General features: G+C 34.1%; 21 protein-coding genes. 8 read left to right on the plus strand and 13 right to left on the minus strand.

Annotation, left to right across the window (positions count from 1 at the left end):
- Positions 1-107 precede the first annotated feature (107 nt).
- Genes ACR9EA_RS14635 through ACR9EA_RS14665 form a run of 7 tightly spaced genes read right to left on the minus strand, consistent with a single transcriptional unit; the run spans position 108 to position 4,651 of the window.
- A complete protein-coding gene (locus tag ACR9EA_RS14635) occupies positions 108-470 on the minus strand; it encodes an MmcQ/YjbR family DNA-binding protein (protein ID WP_435139896.1) in 363 nt (120 codons plus the stop codon).
- Between the two features lie 16 nt (positions 471-486).
- On the minus strand, positions 487-867 hold the full coding sequence (locus tag ACR9EA_RS14640) for a DUF4260 domain-containing protein (protein ID WP_435134658.1): 381 nt from the start codon (positions 865-867) through the stop codon (positions 487-489).
- The gene (locus ACR9EA_RS14645; protein ID WP_435134661.1) at positions 867-1,481 is read right to left on the minus strand and encodes a DUF4230 domain-containing protein; all 615 of its coding nucleotides are present in this window, start codon (positions 1,479-1,481) and stop codon (positions 867-869) included. The genes ACR9EA_RS14640 and ACR9EA_RS14645 overlap by 1 nt, the downstream gene beginning before the upstream one ends.
- Before the next feature lie 11 nt (positions 1,482-1,492).
- Entirely contained in the window at positions 1,493-2,245 is a 753-nt protein-coding gene (locus ACR9EA_RS14650; protein ID WP_435134664.1) for a cyclase family protein, read from the minus strand.
- Between the two features lie 12 nt (positions 2,246-2,257).
- The gene (gene hemW / locus ACR9EA_RS14655; protein ID WP_435134667.1) at positions 2,258-3,382 is read right to left on the minus strand and encodes a radical SAM family heme chaperone HemW; all 1,125 of its coding nucleotides are present in this window, start codon (positions 3,380-3,382) and stop codon (positions 2,258-2,260) included.
- A 45-nt stretch (positions 3,383-3,427) separates the two neighbouring features.
- Entirely contained in the window at positions 3,428-3,982 is a 555-nt protein-coding gene (gene ruvC, locus ACR9EA_RS14660; protein ID WP_435134670.1) for a crossover junction endodeoxyribonuclease RuvC, read from the minus strand.
- Complete coding sequence (locus ACR9EA_RS14665; RefSeq protein ID WP_435134673.1) at positions 3,983-4,651, minus strand: outer membrane beta-barrel protein; 669 nt, start codon at positions 4,649-4,651, stop codon at positions 3,983-3,985. It lies immediately after the preceding gene.
- Between the two features lie 126 nt (positions 4,652-4,777).
- Here ACR9EA_RS14665 and ACR9EA_RS14670 point away from each other — a divergent pair, with 126 nt between their 5' ends.
- Positions 4,778-5,650, plus strand: a complete 873-nt coding sequence (locus ACR9EA_RS14670) for a lysylphosphatidylglycerol synthase domain-containing protein (RefSeq protein WP_435134675.1) — start codon at positions 4,778-4,780, stop codon at positions 5,648-5,650.
- On the plus strand, positions 5,647-6,780 hold the full coding sequence (locus tag ACR9EA_RS14675; protein WP_435134676.1) for a glycosyltransferase: 1,134 nt from the start codon (positions 5,647-5,649) through the stop codon (positions 6,778-6,780). Before ACR9EA_RS14670 ends, ACR9EA_RS14675 begins: the two co-directional genes overlap by 4 nt.
- A gap of 19 nt (positions 6,781-6,799) precedes the next feature.
- On the opposite strand, the gene ACR9EA_RS14680 is transcribed toward ACR9EA_RS14675, so the two are convergent.
- The 3 genes from ACR9EA_RS14680 to ACR9EA_RS14690 all read right to left on the minus strand — a co-directional run bounded on the left by ACR9EA_RS14680 (position 6,800) and on the right by ACR9EA_RS14690 (position 9,431).
- Complete coding sequence (locus tag ACR9EA_RS14680; protein WP_435134679.1) at positions 6,800-7,276, minus strand: hypothetical protein; 477 nt, start codon at positions 7,274-7,276, stop codon at positions 6,800-6,802.
- A 365-nt stretch (positions 7,277-7,641) separates the two neighbouring features.
- A complete protein-coding gene (locus tag ACR9EA_RS14685) occupies positions 7,642-9,069 on the minus strand; it encodes a M56 family metallopeptidase (protein ID WP_435134681.1) in 1,428 nt (475 codons plus the stop codon).
- 2 nt (positions 9,070-9,071) lie between these two features.
- Positions 9,072-9,431 (minus strand): BlaI/MecI/CopY family transcriptional regulator, encoded by a 360-nt coding sequence (locus ACR9EA_RS14690; RefSeq protein WP_435134684.1) that lies wholly within the window; start codon positions 9,429-9,431, stop codon positions 9,072-9,074.
- Positions 9,432-9,550: 119 nt separating this feature from the next.
- On the opposite strand from ACR9EA_RS14690, the gene ACR9EA_RS14695 reads away from it, so the two are divergent.
- Positions 9,551-10,060: a DUF456 domain-containing protein gene (locus ACR9EA_RS14695; RefSeq protein ID WP_435134686.1), complete on the plus strand. Its 510-nt coding sequence runs from the start codon at positions 9,551-9,553 to the stop codon at positions 10,058-10,060.
- Positions 10,061-10,315: 255 nt separating this feature from the next.
- On the opposite strand, the gene ACR9EA_RS14700 is transcribed toward ACR9EA_RS14695, so the two are convergent.
- The 3 genes from ACR9EA_RS14700 to ACR9EA_RS14710 form a co-directional block, all read right to left on the minus strand.
- Positions 10,316-10,993: a DNA-binding response regulator gene (locus tag ACR9EA_RS14700; RefSeq protein ID WP_435134689.1), complete on the minus strand. Its 678-nt coding sequence runs from the start codon at positions 10,991-10,993 to the stop codon at positions 10,316-10,318.
- Between the two features lie 4 nt (positions 10,994-10,997).
- Positions 10,998-12,959: a tetratricopeptide repeat-containing sensor histidine kinase gene (locus ACR9EA_RS14705; RefSeq protein WP_435134692.1), complete on the minus strand. Its 1,962-nt coding sequence runs from the start codon at positions 12,957-12,959 to the stop codon at positions 10,998-11,000.
- Between the two features lie 177 nt (positions 12,960-13,136).
- Positions 13,137-13,289 carry a hypothetical protein gene (locus tag ACR9EA_RS14710; protein ID WP_435134694.1) on the minus strand — a complete coding sequence of 51 codons (153 nt, stop codon included), beginning with the start codon at positions 13,287-13,289 and terminating at the stop codon, positions 13,137-13,139.
- Positions 13,290-13,656: 367 nt separating this feature from the next.
- Here ACR9EA_RS14710 and gloA2 point away from each other — a divergent pair, with 367 nt between their 5' ends.
- The 5 genes from gloA2 (at position 13,657) to ACR9EA_RS14735 (ending at position 19,165) form a co-directional block, all read left to right on the plus strand.
- Complete coding sequence (gene gloA2 / locus ACR9EA_RS14715) at positions 13,657-14,040, plus strand: SMU1112c/YaeR family gloxylase I-like metalloprotein (RefSeq protein ID WP_435134697.1); 384 nt, start codon at positions 13,657-13,659, stop codon at positions 14,038-14,040.
- A gap of 10 nt (positions 14,041-14,050) precedes the next feature.
- Positions 14,051-14,692, plus strand: a complete 642-nt coding sequence (locus ACR9EA_RS14720) for a hypothetical protein (protein WP_435134699.1) — start codon at positions 14,051-14,053, stop codon at positions 14,690-14,692.
- A gap of 18 nt (positions 14,693-14,710) precedes the next feature.
- The gene (locus ACR9EA_RS14725) at positions 14,711-15,145 is read left to right on the plus strand and encodes a VOC family protein (RefSeq protein ID WP_435134702.1); all 435 of its coding nucleotides are present in this window, start codon (positions 14,711-14,713) and stop codon (positions 15,143-15,145) included.
- Positions 15,146-15,324: 179 nt separating this feature from the next.
- Positions 15,325-16,341, plus strand: coding sequence for a serine hydrolase (locus ACR9EA_RS14730; protein WP_435134705.1), 1,017 nt, complete (start codon positions 15,325-15,327; stop codon positions 16,339-16,341).
- Positions 16,319-19,165, plus strand: coding sequence for an NTP/NDP exchange transporter (locus tag ACR9EA_RS14735; protein ID WP_435134708.1), 2,847 nt, complete (start codon positions 16,319-16,321; stop codon positions 19,163-19,165). The genes ACR9EA_RS14730 and ACR9EA_RS14735 overlap by 23 nt, the downstream gene beginning before the upstream one ends.
- Positions 19,166-19,168 lie beyond the last annotated feature (3 nt).

The following is a 19,168-nucleotide window of genomic DNA, read 5'->3' on the forward strand; positions in this document are numbered from 1 at the left end:
ATCAATTTTAAACTGTATTAATTCTAGTTCTTGTAGGGAAGACTATTTACGTTCTAAATTAGATAAAAAAAACCAAACACCTACACTGATTAACAAATAGTTATCAATTATTTTAATGTGTCCCGAAGTTTTTTAGGAAGCCCTTGAACTACCAAATGGTAAGAATCGTCTATTAATTTTAGTATTAAAGACAGTTCTGTATCGCCCTGATTTAACTGAACCGTATTCCAATGTTTTTTACTCATGTGGTATCCCGGAGTTATACTGTTGTAACGCGCTCTTAAATTTTCGGCTTCGATGGGATCGCATTTTAAATTAATTGCAGGATGGCCTTCTTCCCACCCTTTTAGCGAGGTTAACAAAAACATTTTGCCTAAAACTTTTAGCACCAAAGTATCGTTATCGAACGGAGATGCCTCTGTAACTCCAGGCTTTTTTAAACAATATTCGTAAAGCTGTTCTATGTTAATCATGATACTAAATTAATTATCGTTTATGTTCAGATTGACGTTTGGAAGGCTTACCAATGTATCCCAAATGTGTGTGATGAAAACTGTCGTTATATTTTAAGCCATAGCCCAATAATCTATCGAATGCGGCATGCCCCAACATGATTACCCCAACAAGCTGAAAAAACTCTATTGCCATTAAAGTCCCCAAAATATAGAACACTACCGCTACGCCTTTATGATGTAGTATATTATAGCAAAAAGCGCCAATTTTAGTATTAAAAGCATACCCTACAAAACCCACATCGGGTGTTAAAAACAATACCAAAAACCACCACCAAGCAAACGATAATTGCGAGAATAAAAACACAGAAAGCAACAAGATCCCACAATCTTCTAATTTTAAAATTGTTTTCATTATGATTTTAAGTTTTCGATTGTTTCGTCTTCTATTTTTAAAGCAGAATAATCTAGCGTCCAGTCTATGGTTTCAACAATTTTCTCTATCATTAAAATGGCTTGCAGTGCTTCTTTTTTGGCTGTAAGCATTAATCTGCTTTCAGGAATTTTATCTAAAATATGTTGCTTTGCTTCTTTATTTAGCACGGTTAAATCGTCTGAAGCAAATTTATTAAACAAACCATTTTTAATATCGTAGTATCTTAAATCGGGTTCTATAGACAAAACTTCCGGCTGTGGTAAATGTTCTACAATAATTTGCTTTGTTTCGGTATTGGCCTTTAGTTTCACTCGTGTCAAATCGTAACCAATATGTACTTTGGCATTAATAACAATAAGCGCTTTGCGTTTGCTTGAAAATAAGCCTAAAAAATGTTCTTTAATATTTTCGTGGTGGTAAATTTCTGCAAACTCGCCTTCTACCGTAATTAATTTACAAACACTTTTTATTTTCTCTAAAAGTACGGTCGATTGCTTTTGGGTTAAATCTTTTTGCTCTTTCTTTTTATAAAAGGTAAACCCCCAATAGGTTACTAAAACCCCAAGCAGTACCATTAATACATTTTCAAACATTGCTTTAAAAATTAATCGGTAATCAATTCATATAAAATAGGCTTACTAGGTACAGCATCGTTTTCGAAAGGTGCTATTTGCAGATTTAAAAAATACGTCCCGTCTTTTACTGCATTCGGCACATAAATAAATTCGGTAATACTGGCATTTAAACGCAACTTCCCTTTCGTGTTCCAAAAGGCATTATGCGCCAAAAGTTCGCCATTATCTTTTTCTTTGTCTACACTAGGTAAATCTATAAGTAAATGTTCCACCCCTTTTTCTCGTAAATAAACTGCGGCCTCTTCTAACAAATATGGTGGATTGGTGTGCGAATACTGCTTGCTTAATTTTTCGGTGGTATTGGGGATGGTACGAATAACAACAGCCTGACGTTTTTTGTTTCCTAAGGCAAACTGAATTTGTTTTTTTGAAATCACAAAATCATCGTTTAATGTTTCCATTGCTACTGTTATAACTTCGGCCAGAAAAAAAAACTGTTTTAAATTTTGGTTGATTGAATAAAAGGCTTCCGTAATATGGCCAGCACACTCGGTATGTGTACCGTGGGCATGCGGATTAAACATGATATTATTAAAATTGACGCTAGCGCCTTCCGACACTTTTGCTACCCAACCATCTTCTTCTACCGGTTCTATTTTAGGTTCGTCTAAATACCAAGCATTTACATTACTTTTTGACGCCCGCAACGGGATAGAAATATCTAAAGGTTTGGTTAAATCGATTTGATATTTTTTAGAATTGGTTTGAATGGTTGCAATCATAATATTTCGAATTTAAATCTTGAAGAGATGCGAAGCAATGCCATCGCTCAAGAATTTTCCTTTTGGGGTAACTTTAAGTTTATCATCTTCAATATACAATAATTCTTCCTTAAAATATTTATCTGCCTGCTCTAAAATGTAAGATTTATAAACCGGACTAAAATTCGTTTCTAAAACATTGAGGTCTACTCCCCAAATGGTTCTTAACCCCGTCATAACATATTCGTTATATGTATCTGTTTCGCTAAGTATTTCCTCGGTTTTGGGCAAAATATTATCTTGAATTGCTTTTATATATTTTGTATTATTAGAGACATTCCAACTCCGCGACACCCCGTTGTAAGAATGTGCCGAAGGACCAATACCTATATACGTTTTGCCTTGCCAATAGGCTGAATTATTTTGACTGAAATAGCCTTCTTTTCCAAAATTAGACAATTCGTAATGTATAAAACCAGCAGCTGTTAACTGCTCTATTAACATAAAAAACTGCTCTTGCGCTTTGGCTTCATCTATATTAGCAATTTTGCCCTTTTCTATTAAACTTTCTAAAGCGGTTTTAGGTTCTACTGTTAGGGCGTAACAAGAAATATGCGGAATGTTATAGTCGAGCACCCGCTGGATATTATTTAACCATTGCACGTTCGAGGCGCCCGGAATACCATAAATTAAATCTACCGAAATATTATCGAAATATTTGGCAGCTTCCTGTAAACATGCTTGGGCCTGCTGCGCGTTATGGGCACGATTCATCAATTTTAAATCGGCTTCATAAAAGGATTGTACGCCAATGCTTAAGCGATTGATTTTACTATTGGAAAGTGCTATAAGTTTTTCGTTAGACAAATCATCTGGATTGGCTTCTAAAGTAATCTCGGGTTGCGATACCACCCGATAATGTTTATAAACCGAATCTATAATATCATTAATTTCTTCCGTTGATAAAACACTTGGTGTTCCTCCACCAAAATAAATAGTGTTTACGGTTTGATTTAGCAGTTCATTTTTTCTGATTTCTAATTCCGATTTTAAGGCTGCAATAAGTTCGTCTTTCTTTTTTAAATTGGTAGAAAAATGAAAATCACAATAAAAGCATGCTTGCTTACAAAACGGAATATGAATATAAATACCAGACATGATATTGGTTTTATAAATGAAAGTTGAACGTTAGAAGTCTGTAAATTACTTTTTAATACGCGCTTCGTTTTGCTTTACAAAACTAGCCCACCCAGAATAACTTTTTCCAACCTCTACACGGCCCTCGTTATAAAAATGACAGACTGCAGCCGCCAAACCATCGGTTGCATCGAGATTTTTTGGCAGACTTTTTAACTTTAAAACACTTTGTAGCATTTTTGCCACCTGCTCTTTACTGGCGTTACCATTGCCTGTTATGGCCATCTTTATTTTTTTTGGCGAATACTCTGTTATAGGGACTTCCCGCGATAAGCCTGCAGCCATGGCCACACCTTGAGCGCGCCCTAACTTTAACATACTCTGTACATTTTTCCCAAAAAAAGGAGCTTCGATAGCTATTTCATCTGGATGATGGGTTTCTATAAGCTCTATCGTTCTTTCAAAAATAAGCTTCAATTTTAGGTAATGGTCGTCGTATTTTTTTAAATCCAATTCATTCAACTGCAAAAAAGACATGGTTTTACCCACCACTTTAATCAACCCAAATCCCATAATTGTAGTTCCTGGATCAATTCCTAAAATAATACGTTCCTTACTCATTTAATTACAAAAATAACAACCGCTCAAAGATAAGGAAACCCCAACGGTAAATGTAAAGATGCTACCATTAAAAGCACCTAAATGATTTTCTGGCGGCGAATAATCTTCGGGATTAGAAAATCCATACACAAATGCCAAATCTGTAAAGACTGTGGTATTACGACTTAACTCGTAAGAGAGGTCTGTACCTAACATGACATTTAAATAATTCTGTTTATTGTCTTTAAGAGTTCCCAATGGTTTTGCTACGGTATATCCTGGTCCTCCATGCGCCATAAGCGTGAATTCTTCTGGAAGAATGCCAAAAACATGTGAATAATCGTAAACTGCCTGCGCATTAATTCGTACATAATTAATTTTAAAATCGGGCACATCGTTGGCATTCGAAATACGATTATACCCTAAATCTAATTTTGCGCCCCAACGTTTGTTTAATAAATACTGTGCCCCTACATTAATGGTTGGCAAATTAAAGGCATGCCCTGCAATATCTGTGCTTAAATCTTGGTCTGGCTGTGCAAAACCATGCTCGAATGCATGATTGAAGCCAACGGCCAACTGAAATCTTAATTTATCTTCTTCCTGTTGCGAAAACCCATAAAGGCTACTAAAAAATATCATTACAACCAGAACTACTTTACAATTTTGTTTTTTAATTTTAGAAGACATCTTATAATAAAAGGTTTAATTTGCAACATGCACGCTAAGGCACTTTCTTACAAATCTAATCAATTCTTAATTTTAACGGTTAAGATAAGTATTATTGCGTGTAGTTTTTATGTTATTTATTCAAAAATGGATAAAAACTTGGGGGTACACCACTTACAGCACTCAGCGCTTTTCCAGATCGAAAATGGCAAAACCATAAATCTTTGGTTATTTATTCTGCTTTGCTCCTTCATTAATTGGGGTTTAGAATTTTTGAAATGGCAACAATTGGTAAAACCTATTAAAACAATAACTTACGCTACTGCAGGAATGCAAACCTTAGGCGCTCACGCTGCATCGTTATTTACACCCAATCGCATAGGTGATTATGGCGCTAAAGCTTTATATTTCCCAAAATCTCTAAGAACCAGAATAATGACCCTAAATGCCATTGGTAATATATCGCTGATGCTGATTACATGTATTTTGGGTGGTTTCGGACTTTTAGCCCTCCTTAAAATGTATCCTTCTATCAGCCTGCTACATACAAACTATTCGATTGTATATGCTATTATAATTTGCATCTGTTTAGGAATTTATTCCATCTTAAAATACAAGGCTTCAGTATACCGGTACTTTAAGAAATTAAAAGTTTTTATATCTTCAATTTCTAAGGCTACGCTAGTAACAACTATTGGTATTTCTCTGTTAAGATATGCTGTGTTTTCGTTTCAGTTTTACTTTATACTTATTTGTTTAAAAACCGAAATAAGTTATTTACAGGCCATGATGCTAATTTCCAGCATGTACCTTTTGGCCTCTGTAATACCAAGTTTATTTATTTTTGATGTTGTTTTAAAAGGCGGTATTGCGGTGTATCTTTTTTCGATTTTAAACATACCCGAAAGTGTGGTTTTAAGCACTGTAACCTTAATGTGGTTCTGTAATACCGTATTACCAAGTGTTATAGGATACTATGCCATTTTAAAATTTAAGCCCATAACGTTTTTAAGTGAATGATTGTTTTTAGCCTTACCGTACTTATAAGTTATTTGGTTTTAATAGGCAGTTTTTGTGTTGGTTTTGAAAAACTGCCTAAACCTAAAAGCAACACAGCAATAAACCAACCAACTACAACATTTTCTATTGTTATTCCGTTTAGGAACGAAGCGAAACACCTTCCACAACTCTTACAAACTTTAGCTCTTTTACAGTATCCTAAGGGTGCCTTCGAAATATTATTGGTAAATGATGCATCTACTGATAATTCTGAAGCACTTATTACTAATTTTTCTACCGCCAATCCGCAATTACACATTCGCTTATTAATCAACCAAAGACATTCTAAATCGCCTAAAAAGGACGCCATACAAACTGCCATACAAACAGCAAAACACCAATGGATTATAACTACAGATGCCGACTGTTTAATTCCAGAATTATGGCTAGATACGTTTAACAATTACATACAAAGCTACAAACCGGTAATGCTTGTTGCCCCTGTAACCTACATCGTTCAGTCTTCATTTTTAAACCAATTCCAGTGGTTTGATATGATGAGTTTACAAGGCGCAACCATAGGTGGTTTTGGCATTGGCAAACCGTTTTTATGTAATGGCGCTAATTTAGCATATAAAAAAAATGCCTTTATAAATAGCAACGGATTTAATAACAACAATACCATTGCCAGTGGCGACGATATTTTTATGTTAGAAAACATGGTTTCTCGCCACCCTAAGCGTGTACACTATGTAAAAGACGTTGCCGCCATAGTTTACACCCATGCACAACCCAATATTCCGGATTTAATACAGCAGCGTAAACGCTGGGCTTCAAAAACAAAAGCTTATCGATATCCGTTTAGCAAACTAACTGGCGTTTTAGTGTTTTTAATGAATGCTTTAGTAATAACTTTAGGCTTATGGTCTTGCTTTGGAGATATAAACGTGATATACATTTTATGCCTATTTATAGCAAAATGTAGTATCGATTTTATCTTGATTTTTAAAAGCGCATCGTTTTTTAGGCAAACCAACACCTTAAAGTGGTATGTTTTTTCGGCTGTATTGTATCCTTTTTTCTGCACATTTATAGTAGGCGCCTCAATGTTTTCATCTTACAAATGGAAAGGTCGCGAATTTACAAAATAAGTCTTTGTACTAAATGGTATTAATTTACCTTAACAATAATAGGCAGGGTAAATTCGGTTGTTACTTTTTGGCCGCGTTTTATAGCAGGTTCTATCGTCGGCAAACTATCTAAACTCGAAGCAATCAGTTCTTGAATATTTGGAATTTCTGCTTGAGTGATAGAATCGACTTTAAATTGAAGCAAACTAAGTTCTCCCACATCCGAAATTTTCAATCGGATTTGCAAAGTATCTAACACATCGTGGTTTACAATAATACGTGCTTGCTCTAAATGGTTTAAAATTACAACCGACAATGTTTGCTCGAAACATTGCTTTCTATCCTGTTGCGTTTCGGTATTATTACAGGAAGAGAATGTGGGGTATTCATCGACTTCGTTCCAGGTAAACGATTGTAATTCTTCATTTAAAATTGCCTCGGTCGATGTTTTTTTCACCTTTAAATCGTCGCATGCACTTACAAAAACCAAAATAAGTAAAACAAAAAATAGTTTCATAGTCTAAGATGAACACCGAAAATACAATATTTTTAATATTTAATGCTTTTACAACTACAAATGTTAATTAAAAAGTGTTTAACTAAACCAGTATAGACTTCCAGTCTATAGGTTTGAAAACAAACTGAAAGTTCGATTATTTGTATTTATTTTAGCCACAAATACACTAATATTCTTTATAAAAACTATGTCAAATATTCGTGCATTCGTGGCGAAAAAATATTTATAGAAACTGAAAGTCTTGCACTAAAAGTGCATAGTTTCAACTAACGACTGAGACCAATGAAGGTTTACCACAAAACAAGTCTCTAAAAAAAATAGCCGAAGCTAGGCTTCGGCTTTATAATGTTTGTGCTGTAAAGCGCTTAATCGGCCACCTGAAAAATTATAGGTAATGAATAAGCTACCGTTACATTCTTGCCTTGCATTTTTCCTGGTGTCATTTTAGGCAATAAATTTACTACGCGTAAAGCTTCTTTTTCCAACTCAACAATTGGTGCACGTGCTTTGGCTCCAACAATCGATCCTTCGCTATCTATTTTAAAAATTACGCTTATACGTTGTTTCCCCGATAATCCTTTTTCTCCAGCAAGATCGGTATTGAAATTTTCTGCAACGAATTTGGTAAGCTGTTCAGAAAAACATTTTTTTTGTTCTCCTGCGTCCAAGCTTTCACAACCTGGAAAAACAGGCACACTGGTAACTAAACTAAAAGGCACCTCTGTATCTGCCACTACATCTTGTAAATCTGGATTATTAAATCCGTTTGGAGAAACTAAAACCATAAGCGATTTTAAAGCAGCATCTTCTTCGTCTGAAACATAACCTTTTGCGGCTATAGATTCTTTTAGAATTTCTATATTCTGAAGCACGTTAGAGCGATCTTCTTGACCAGCAACGCCTCCTAAGGCTGTGTCGCTATCTTTATCGCAAGAGGTGTAGAACAACATTCCCAACACGACAGGAATAATTAAGGCGTACTTTAATGCATGAACTTGTTTTGATTTTGTTTTTGTTAACATAATGATTCGTTTTTTGATTAATGATTGTTTATAAAATGGATTGATGAATGATATATCTTTAACATCGAAAACTTGACTTAACAAATTTTGATAGTAGGAGGCTTTGTCCTGCTGTTTAATTACGGTTGCATCGGCAATAAACTCGTGAAGCGCCACCATTCTATTGTGATACATATATACTAACGGATTGTACCAAAACACGATACGAAGCATTTCAAAAAACAACAAATCTAAACTGTGTTTGTGTTTAATGTGCACGCACTCGTGCATTAAAATAGTTTGGTATTGGTTATCGGTAATTTGATCGCCTAGAAACACATAATTAAAAAACGAATATGCTGCAGTGCTCTGATTGATGGTAATTACGGTGTAACCATTTACACGATGCTTTTTTGCACTAAATACGGTTTTGAGCACCTTATATATTTTCAATAAAAATAATACTGAAGCAATACCTATACCTGCATATATAATAAACTCCCAGGTCCAAAATGTGGTCTCCGACGTAATAAATACAGCTGGCAAGAGTTCCGTTTTTAGCTGTACTTGCTCTGGATGTATAATTACTGCAGGCAGCTGTACCACATAATTTTGAGGCACTATATTTTTAAAAGCATCTATTTGTATTAACGGCAACACCAACGCTGCTATAGGCGTAAATAACAAATAAAATCGATTCCAGTTAAAAAAGGTTTCGCGCTTTAAAAACACATCGTATACCAGTAAAAAAAACAACTGAAAAGCTATTGTTTGTAGAATGTAATGTACCATGGCTAATCGTTTTTCTGAATATCTTTAAGTACGGCTTCCATGTCTTTTAAACTTATATCGTTCTCCTTTACGAAGAAGGAAACTAAACTTTTAAAAGATCCCTGAAAATAATTGTTAACCAACGCGTTTAACGATTGATTGCTATAATCTTCTTTTGTCACTTTAGGAAAATACGTATGCCCTTTACCTTGTTTTTCGTAATCTACAAATCCTTTACTTTCTAAAATCCTCACTATGGTCGACACCGTGTTATAGGCAGGCTTAGGTTCTGGTAATTCTTTAATTATAGCCTTAACATTGGCTTTCTCTAATTGCCAAAGCACTTGCATAATTTCCTCTTCCGCTTTAGTTAACGCTTTCATACAACTAAGTTTTTAGTTTAACAACAAGACAAATATAACTAAATATTTAGTTTAAACTAATTTTTTAGTCAAAAAAATGTTTTTATTTCTATATCTTAGTTATAGTAAAATTGTTTGTTATGGATATTGCCCTGTTAATTTTAGGTTTTGTATGTATGTGTATAGGTATTTTAGGAAGCTTTTTACCTGTGCTCCCCGGCCCGCCTATAAGCTGGATCGGACTTTTATTGTTGTACCTTACTAAGGCTATACCCAATAACTGGATGTTTTTAATAGTTACTTTACTCATCGCTTTAGCTGTAATAATTATAGATTATGCCATTCCTGCAATGGGAACTAAAAAATTTGGGGGCAGTAAATTTGGGGTTATAGGAACCACTGTAGGGCTACTTATTGCCATAGTATTTCCTGTATTGGGCTTTTTAGGTATTATTATCTGGCCTTTTGTTGGTGCTTTTGTTGGCGAATTGTTAAACAAAACACATCATAAAAAAGCTGCCAAAGCTGCACTAGGTTCGTTTTTAGGTTTTTTAACGGGAACCTTTTTAAAGTTTATAATTTCGGTAATATACTTTGGATTGTTTGTGCGTGTATTTTGGAAATTCAAAGACGCTTTCTCTATGTGGTAAACTTTGCCTTAGCATATAGAATATCAGTAGTATAGAAATTTTGGGATAAAAAAAAACCTCATAAAGATATTATGAGGTTAAATTTGTAAGTTGCTATTATCAACAATTAATTCATGAGGGATTTATGGATTAATACTTTTGTATTGTGTTGTTGATACTGATTCAAAGATACAGGCTATAAATAACTTTTTGCTGCGGAAAAACCGTAAATCTTCAATTTTAACATGCATTTCATCGATTTTTTTCACCTATAATCTAAATCAATCCTAATCTTTTCGCTTCATATAATAAGGTTTCATCTTGTCCGTCTTCTACTGCAAATATCATTTTAAGCTGTTTTTTACGCTTTTCTATAGCACTTAACGATAAATCTACATGCTCTGCAAGGTTCTTAGTTTTAACACCTTGCGACAATAAATACAGGATTTTTCTGTTTTTATCGTCTAAATTAATATCGTTAATAAGCGTTTGCTTTAAATACTTAGCCACTGTACCGCTATAAAACGGTGGGCTGGTTAATATAACTTGAAAGGCACTAGCTAATTCGCTAGAAGTTAAATCGCTTTTAATTAAAAAACCTTCTGGCTGTATTTGTTCTACTATATTATGAATTCGGTATGTTTCGTTAAACATGGTTAAAATTACAATCTTGGCATTTGGCAAAATTTGTCGTGCATGTAATGCCAGATCTTCACCACTATTAAATTTACCATCTTTAGACGGCGGCATTTTTATATCTATAAACAGTACATCATACGGTTCGCCTTTGGCAATGCTATTGGCCATTGCGGTTAAAGACTGATCGCAGTTGTTCGCTGTATCTATCTCGAGTTCTTGGTCTGCTTTTTTGGTAGATAATAACGTGTTTTGATACCCTTCGATAATCATTGGGTGATCGTCTGTCATTAAAATTTTAATTTTTGTTTTTGCCATGCTATTAGGTATTGTTTATTGGGGTATTAATGATTAGTGTTGTGCCGTTTTGTTTTTCGGAAATAACTTTTAAATGACCATGAATTTCTTTCAATCTGGATTTCATGTTTTTGAGTCCGATGCCTTGTTTCGATTTATTAAGGTCGAAACCGATGCCATCGTCTGAAATTTCCAAAAACAATTCTTGGTTTTCAAGATAAAATTTTATTTCAATTTTAGAAGCTTTTGCATGTTTAAAAACATTTTGGATTGCTTCTTGAATAATTCTGTATAAATGAATTTTTGTTTTGTTAGGGATGGCATCCCAATTAATATTATCGTCGTGTTTTAATTCGGCCATAATATTATAAGCTAAAGCCTGTTTTTCGAGTAAAGTTTTAACTATATCTATATACCCAGAATTCGACACAAAATCTATATTTAAATCGTGCGACACTTTACGTATATCCTGTTCTATAGTTTTCAGCTCGTCTAAATAACTGCCTCTAGTTTGGATCGCTTCGGCCGATGTACTAAAATTTAAACTATCTAAACTCAGCCGTGTTCCAAACAATCTACTTAAAATGCCGTCGTGCAATTCTTCGGATATTCGACGCTTTTCCATCGTTCTGGCTTCATCGATTTTATCTTGTTGCAGTAACATTAAATTGTATATTTCTTCGTTGGCTTGTTGTTGCTGCTGCTTAAACTGAAGGGATTTATTTCTATTGCGCTGCGTGATAATAATGAATAACAAAAAGAAGGTAATTAAAAGACCTCCAGACAAAATTATTAACCAAGAACGCTCTTTTGATATTTTAATGTTTTTCTGCTCTATTTCTTTTGTTTCGTAACGTATTCTCGCAAATTTATTACGGACTGCACGCTCACTTTTTTGCAAGCTATCGTTTAAATGAATATAGGCTTTATAATGTTGAACGGCAGCGCTATCGCTTTCGATTTTAGATAGCAATAATAATGATTTTAAAAGATCGTCGTTATGATATTGTTCCGATATATTTTTAGCACGATAGGCATATTTTTTAGCAGAATCTTTTTGTTTCATATCGTTATAATACTCTGCAATATGCTGATTAATGATTATAGAATTATAGCTTTCTCCAATACTATCGCATACATTTAAAGCTTCGGTATACAACTTTAATGTCTGCTCTTTATCGCCAGATTGATAGCGTGTATTAGCATAATTATCTAAAACCAAGGCGTAAAAAGATGGGCGTTCTTGTTTTAAATTTTTATTCGATAAAACACTTTTGTAAAGCTCTAATGCCGTTTTATAATTTCCAGAGTTTTTATAAGCAGCTCCTAAATTATTCATGGAATTATCGATGGTCGCGCTATTATCGCCCTCTAAACTTTGCTTTAACACCAATGCTTTATTATGGTAATTTATGGCTTCTTGTTGTTGCTCTAATTGGTCGAAAACCAAACCCAGGTTGTTGTATAAATAGGCTTTCTTACGGATATTTTTATCAATTTTTGGCAAAGAATCTAAAAGCTTAATTGCTTCAACCGAGGTTACCTCGCTACCAATAAAATCCTTTTCATTTTTTTGAATGATGGCGATACTCAATAAAATGGAAGCTGTATTATAAGCATCGTGCAAACGTCTATAAATTTTTTCCGATTTATAATAGTAATAATACGCGCTATCGCTTAAAATCTTTTCATAAAAATCACCCATTTTAGAGTAGATCTTAGCCTGATAAACAGAATCGCCTACGCGCTCGGCATATTTTAGGTTATCGTGATTAGCCTTTAAAAATAAGTCGAAAAATTTACGCTCCTTATATAAATCTGCAATCTGTAAATTGCTTTTTAACACCAAAGAGTCTTTACGCGATTGTTCCGCATATTGTTTGGCCCGTTTAGCAAATAACAGTCTGGTATCGTAGTCGTATTTTTCGTAATTACTGGACCTAGAAAGCAATATAGCAACACTATCTTTTTTGGACCGTTGTGCCAAAGCCTTTGCGTAAAAACCGCTAAAAGTGATTATAAAACAAATAAAAATTTTATATGCGTTCCCCAAGGCTACATTAGTATCAATTTACCCAAAAGTATTTATTTTTTTTAAGTTATAAACACAAAATAGCCCCAATAATAATTTATCGGGGCTATTGATAGTATAACTAGTTCTATTCTATTTTTCGTCTACAACGCCACCAGTATAATATGTGGCTTCAACATCGTCTGGGGCTACTAGTACATCGTCGTCTTCTAAATCTTCTTTAACACAAGAGGTTAACGATCCAAATAATACAAGGGCAAAAAAGGTAATTCTTAGAGATTTCATAAGCTTCAATTTTAGGTTGTTTTAGTATAATTTTTAATATTAATTTTTCTAATCTTAAACAGTTTGCCTTAAAATAAGGCAGTACAAAACGTACTTAAACAACTAAAAAATATAGTGAGGGAAGCTGGTAAAAAATGAACCTTAATGAATTAATACATCTTTTACTACTATTTCTACAGCAAAAGACTATGTAAATATATGTTAAATATATCCTAATTTCCAAATTTTATATCGATAAAAAGCCTTAAAAATCGATGAAAAGTACTAAAATTTAACATTTAATAATTAAAAAACAGCTATTTCGCTTCAATTTCAATAAAATTGCAATATTTAATTATCTTCATTTCAATAAATTACACGTTGAAAAATGATAAAAAACATACACCATATAGCAATAATTTGTTCAGATTACCCCAAATCGAAACATTTTTACACCACTATTCTTGGTCTAGATATTTTAAATGAAACTTATAGAGCAGATCGCGAATCGTATAAATTAGATTTGGCCATGAACGGTAATTATGTTATTGAACTATTTTCTTTTCCTGATCCTCCAAAACGTATATCAAGGCCAGAAGGCACAGGTTTAAGACATCTCGCTTTTGAAGTCGATGATATTAGTACGGAAGTTGAACGTTTAAAAACATTAGGAGTTATCTGCGAACCAATACGTATGGATGAATACACACAAAAACAGTTTACATTTTTTGAAGATCCAGACGGTTTACCCTTAGAACTTTATGAAGCCTAAAAACAAACGAATGCTTATAACTTTTGAAGGCCCCAGTGCCATAGGGAAATCTACATTATGTACTCATCTTAAAACTCAATTTTACAGCGTTCCAGAAGTGAACGAACTATTTAAACGCCCTAAAACAGCATCAAACCTTTGGTATTACAAAAAGCAACTATCGCGGTATAGCTTAGGCTTAAATGCATCTACTTCGGTGATATTTGATGGCGATGTGTTTCAACCCTTATGGTATAATTGGACATATCATTCTAAAGATTTCAATTTAGCTGATGCTTTGTCTTTTTATAAAACCGAAATTTTTAAACAAACCCTCACTTTCCCAGATTTATATATCGTGTTTTACTGCGACACCAAACGTTTATACTTTAGAAAAACTAAGGATTTTACACGAAAAAGAAGTAACTTTAACAAGCACTTACAACTGATTCCTAATCAGTATCGCTATTTTAAATTTCTTGCTAAACACACCGACGTTAATGTAGTTTTTATACCCTATTTAGATTTACAAACCACACGCTCACAAGTATTAAACACGATAAACAAACAGCAATTAATAACCAACAAGACTATAAACCACTACCAAACCATAAACCAAATAGAAGCCTGGCTTACCAACAATAAACCTACTGCATGGTCAACTAATTATTAATCTTAAAAACTTCTAATTATGACACAATTAAATCCGTACTTAACATTTTTAGGCGACTGCGAAACAGCCTTTAATTTTTACAAATCTGTTTTTGGAGGCGAATTCACCTATTTAGGGCGCTTTGGAGAAATGCCTCCACAAGAGGGAGTAACCGTTAACGAAGCCGATAAAGACAAAATTATGCACATTAGTTTACCCATTAACAGTAACACCATTTTAATGGGTAGCGACACTGGTGGCGATTGGGCTAATAAAACCCTTATAGGCAATAATATTAGTCTATCTTTAAATGTAGATAGTAAAGCCGAAGCCGACAGATTATTTAGTGCATTGTCTGAAGGCGGTACTATAACCATGCCTATGGAGGATACTTTTTGGGGAGATTATTTTGGAATGCTTACAGACAAGTTTAAAATAAATTGGATGATTAGCTTTAACGACAAGCAGTCCTAATGTTAAAATTGTGAAGTCATGAAATAAAATTAATTTCACACGTTTTTATTTAAGACTATAAAACAGAAACTATTTGCCTATACAAAGGTGTATGGGCAAATAAATTTAGTGTTAAAGTCATTTTTTATTATTTAAAAATAAATTAATATTGCACTCGTATTTAATGATTTAGAACGACTATGAGACAGAGACTTACAAAAAAAATCCACCTTAAACACAAAATTTTTGCAGCTGCAGTTTTACTTACAGCTTCGTCTGTATTGGGTACAAAAACCTTGGCCAAATACAGAATAAACCCTAAGCATAAATTTCATCGTTTAGATTTTAAAGTCGATAATTACAACAATTTACCTTTCACATTACCAGATCACGAATTTAAGCCGCTTTTTGCCTACAAAAATGCTGATTTTGAAACTTCGCTTACTAACGAAATTTCAAAAAATTCAACCTGGAAAAACTTAATAGATAACAAAAGGATGTCTATTGGTGTTATAGATTTGAGCCAGCCAGAGGCTCCTAGATTTGCTCAAATAAACGGCGAAGAAATGATGTATGCGGCAAGTCTTCCTAAAATTGCTGTTTTACTAGCTGCCGAAGACGCCTTGGAAAAAGGCGAGTTACAAGCAACTCCAGATGTTAAAAGCGATATGAGGCAAATGATTAGCCGTTCTAACAACCAAGCAACGACTAGAATGATAGATCGTCTTGGTTTTCAAAAAATAGAAAGTGTACTCACCGCGCCCGAATATCATTTATACGAACCCAATAATGGAGGCGGCTTATGGGTAGGCAAGCGCTATGCCGCTTCTGGACCTACCAACAGAGAACCTTTAAAAAACCTAAGCCATGCGGCTTCTGCCGATCAGGTGTGCCGCTTTTATTATTTAATGTTACATGGCAAGTTGGTAACTCCAGAACGTTCTAAACACATGTTAGACATGATGGAAAATCCAGAATTGCATCATAAATTTGTAAATACCCTAGAGCGTATAGACCCCGATGCTAGATTATTTAGAAAATCTGGTAGTTGGAGAAATTGGCATTCCGACTCTATTCTTGTTTGGAGCGAAGATCGCAAGTATATTTTGGTAGCTTTAATTGAAAATGAAAATGGTGAGCAAATAATTCGTAATTTGGTTGAGCCCATAGAAAAGGCTATTAACTCCAAACCAAATGCTGCCAATACAGAAAGTTAAAACCTACTTACTAGACGTTTTTGACATTAATGAAGATGAGCTTCAGAAAACCCTGTTGCTACAACTCAATATTTTTTTATTAATTACAACCTTACTGGTTGTAAAGCCTACAATAAATTCTTTATTTCTTTCAGAATTAACCGCTAAAGCCTTGCCTTTAGCTTATATTTTTACGGCAGCTTCGGCAGTAATAGGCTCTTACTTTTACGACAAATTCCTGGAGCGTTATAAGTTAAACCGAGTAATAGAACTTACCCTATGGGGATGTTTGCTATCCTTAATTATTTTTGGTATTGCTTTAAGTACGCATTTAAAACTAGGCTATTTATTGTACATCCCCTACATTTGGGTAGCCATTTATGGTTTATTAACCACATCGCAATTCTGGATTTTAGCAAATTTAGTCTACAACATTAGAGAAGCCAAACGCATTTTTGGCTTTATAGGCGCTGGCGCTATTGCTGGGGGAATTTTTGGAGGGTATCTCGCTTCGTTATTAACCAATTTTATAAATTCCGAGCACTTATTATTTGTCGCAGCCGCACTACTACTCTGCTGTTTGCCCATTACAAAATATATATGGAACACCAATGTAGCCAACACCAACTTAGCTAATATCGCCCATAAATCAGAACACAAAGGCGAGTCTCCTATTGCTTTAATTAAACAATCTAAACTGCTATCCAGAATTGCATTGGTTATTGGCATAGGTGTTATTGTAGCTAAACTTGTAGACTATCAATACAGCCATTATGCTTCCGAAATGATTTTAAATCAGGAAAAACTAACATCATTTTTCGGGTTTTGGTTTTCTACTTTAAGTGTTATTTCGTTGGTTATCCAACTCTTTTTAACCAAACGTATTGTTGGTACATTTGGAGTCGGAAAATCGTTATTATGGCTTCCTGTTGGTATTTTAATAGGCTCTATAATCCTACTCTTTGTTCCCGAATTAGGAGTAATCGTTTTTATAAAAATAGTAGATGGTAGTTTAAAGCAATCCGTAAATAAATCGGCTACAGAATTATTGTCTATCCCCATCCCGATAGACATCAAGAAAAAAACCAAAACATTTATAGATGTTGTTGTAGACAGTATTGCTACAGGATTGGCGGGACTTATTCTTATCTTTTTTATTAACGGCCTAAAAATACATTCTATTTATGTTAGCTTAATTACCATAGTACTCATTATAGTTTGGATTGTGGTTATTTTTAAACTGCGTTCGGCTTATGTAGATGCGTTTAAAAACCTATTGGATCCTCCGCACTTGAGCATCCAAAACGACAAACCTAAAAAAGAAGAACGCCCAGTAAGATCTATTATAAGCAGTATCATTGAAGTTTTTGAACACGGAACAGAAAACCAAATGATACACATGCTAAAACGCACATTGGAAGCTCCAGACGAACGCTTATTTTCTTCAATTAAGCAACTCCTTCAACACCCTTCAGACCATGTAAAAGCATTAGCAATAGAAAACTTATATTACCTAAAAACAGAAGATCTTTCCGAACAAATAGAACCCTTAATCCAAAAACCCGATCAGTTACTTACAACAGATGCTTTTAGATATTTAATCCACAAAAGCAAACGTAATACCTTACACTTATTTAACGCGTATTTAAAGAGTGAAGACGAATCTATAAAAAACGCAACCTTAATCGGACTGTCACTTGAGTTAAAAAACAATCCAATCATCCAGCAACGCTTCAATTTCGATTATTACCTACAAAAAGCAATAAACGAGTGGAGCATTTCTACAGACGATACCTATAAAACGAATAAAATAAAAGTTATTTTAGAAGCCATTGGTAACATTCACGCCAAGTCGTTTTACTACATTATTAGCAACCAATTAAAAACGAACACAAGTAGCATAGCCATTGTTGCACTGCAAAGCGCTGCCAAAACCAAGTCTACAGAATTTATAGATTCTATGGTTAATTGGTTATCTAAAAAAGAAACACGCCAACAAGCCATAAAAAGTTTACACAGTTATGGAGAACATATAATAGACGACCTCGTAATAAAAACCATTAACGAACAATACGATTTAGACGACGCCCACATTATTCCTGTAGTTATAGAGCGTTTTGCTTCTCAAAAATCGATTAACGCCTTACTTAAACTTATAGACAACACAGAACATTCGGTAACCATTGAAGCCATTGATGCACTTAGACGATTAAAATGGAAACACCCACATTTAAAAATAAAGGATCGCTATTTAGTTGATAAAATTTTAGACGAATGCCAAATTTACCAAAGCATGCTATCGTCTATTCACTCTCAAATCATCATAAAATTTAAAGAAAAAGCCGAACACAAAACTAATGAAGAAGAAGATGAAGCCAGGCATGGTTTAATGCAAATTCTAGAACAACGTTTAGACCGACAATTGCAACGCATTTTTAAATTTTTAGGCATTAAATATCCGCCAAAGGAAATTGACCCGATTTTTGACATCATCTTAAATGGCGAAGAAGAACAACGCGTTAATGCGATAGAATTTTTAGACAATATTTTAGATTACCACTTAAAACGAGAACTTATTCCCATAGCCGAATCGGCCTTTTTTAATGATGATATTACCGAAGAAATCATTAAAAAATTAAATTTGAAGGTGTACAGCGAAGCCGAATGTTATCGCATTTTATTGCAACGCCACGACTTAAAAATTAAGCATGCAGTACTGTATTTAATAGAAAAAACTAAAAACAAAACATTTATACCACTTGTAGAAATGGTGTTAACCGACCATAGCGAAACTGTAAGAAAACAAGCCCAGCAAACCTTAGCTTATTTAAAGCATTTGGTTTAATTC

The sequence above is a fragment of the Formosa sp. A9 genome, from assembly GCF_051200825.1.
GTDB lineage: Bacteria > Bacteroidota > Bacteroidia > Flavobacteriales > Flavobacteriaceae > Formosa.

Bases quoted from the DNA above. Each gene is read 5' to 3' on its own strand.
- ACR9EA_RS14640 (WP_435134658.1), bottom strand. From the start codon at position 867: ATGAAAACAATTTTAAAATTAGAAGATTGTGGGATCTTGTTGCTTTCT.
- ACR9EA_RS14645 (WP_435134661.1), bottom strand. From the start codon at position 1,481: ATGTTTGAAAATGTATTAATGGTACTGCTTGGGGTTTTAGTAACCTAT.
- ACR9EA_RS14650 (WP_435134664.1), bottom strand. From the start codon at position 2,245: ATGATTGCAACCATTCAAACCAATTCTAAAAAATATCAAATCGATTTA.
- hemW (WP_435134667.1), bottom strand. From the start codon at position 3,382: ATGTCTGGTATTTATATTCATATTCCGTTTTGTAAGCAAGCATGCTTT.
- ruvC (WP_435134670.1), bottom strand. From the start codon at position 3,982: ATGAGTAAGGAACGTATTATTTTAGGAATTGATCCAGGAACTACAATT.
- ACR9EA_RS14665 (WP_435134673.1), bottom strand. From the start codon at position 4,651: ATGTCTTCTAAAATTAAAAAACAAAATTGTAAAGTAGTTCTGGTTGTA.
- ACR9EA_RS14670 (WP_435134675.1), top strand. From the start codon at position 4,778: ATGGATAAAAACTTGGGGGTACACCACTTACAGCACTCAGCGCTTTTC.
- ACR9EA_RS14675 (WP_435134676.1), top strand. From the start codon at position 5,647: ATGATTGTTTTTAGCCTTACCGTACTTATAAGTTATTTGGTTTTAATA.
- ACR9EA_RS14680 (WP_435134679.1), bottom strand. From the start codon at position 7,276: ATGAAACTATTTTTTGTTTTACTTATTTTGGTTTTTGTAAGTGCATGC.
- ACR9EA_RS14685 (WP_435134681.1), bottom strand. From the start codon at position 9,069: ATGGTACATTACATTCTACAAACAATAGCTTTTCAGTTGTTTTTTTTA.
- ACR9EA_RS14690 (WP_435134684.1), bottom strand. From the start codon at position 9,431: ATGAAAGCGTTAACTAAAGCGGAAGAGGAAATTATGCAAGTGCTTTGG.
- ACR9EA_RS14695 (WP_435134686.1), top strand. From the start codon at position 9,551: ATGGATATTGCCCTGTTAATTTTAGGTTTTGTATGTATGTGTATAGGT.
- ACR9EA_RS14700 (WP_435134689.1), bottom strand. From the start codon at position 10,993: ATGGCAAAAACAAAAATTAAAATTTTAATGACAGACGATCACCCAATG.
- ACR9EA_RS14710 (WP_435134694.1), bottom strand. From the start codon at position 13,289: ATGAAATCTCTAAGAATTACCTTTTTTGCCCTTGTATTATTTGGATCG.
- gloA2 (WP_435134697.1), top strand. From the start codon at position 13,657: ATGATAAAAAACATACACCATATAGCAATAATTTGTTCAGATTACCCC.
- ACR9EA_RS14720 (WP_435134699.1), top strand. From the start codon at position 14,051: ATGCTTATAACTTTTGAAGGCCCCAGTGCCATAGGGAAATCTACATTA.
- ACR9EA_RS14725 (WP_435134702.1), top strand. From the start codon at position 14,711: ATGACACAATTAAATCCGTACTTAACATTTTTAGGCGACTGCGAAACA.
- ACR9EA_RS14730 (WP_435134705.1), top strand. From the start codon at position 15,325: ATGAGACAGAGACTTACAAAAAAAATCCACCTTAAACACAAAATTTTT.
- ACR9EA_RS14735 (WP_435134708.1), top strand. From the start codon at position 16,319: ATGCTGCCAATACAGAAAGTTAAAACCTACTTACTAGACGTTTTTGAC.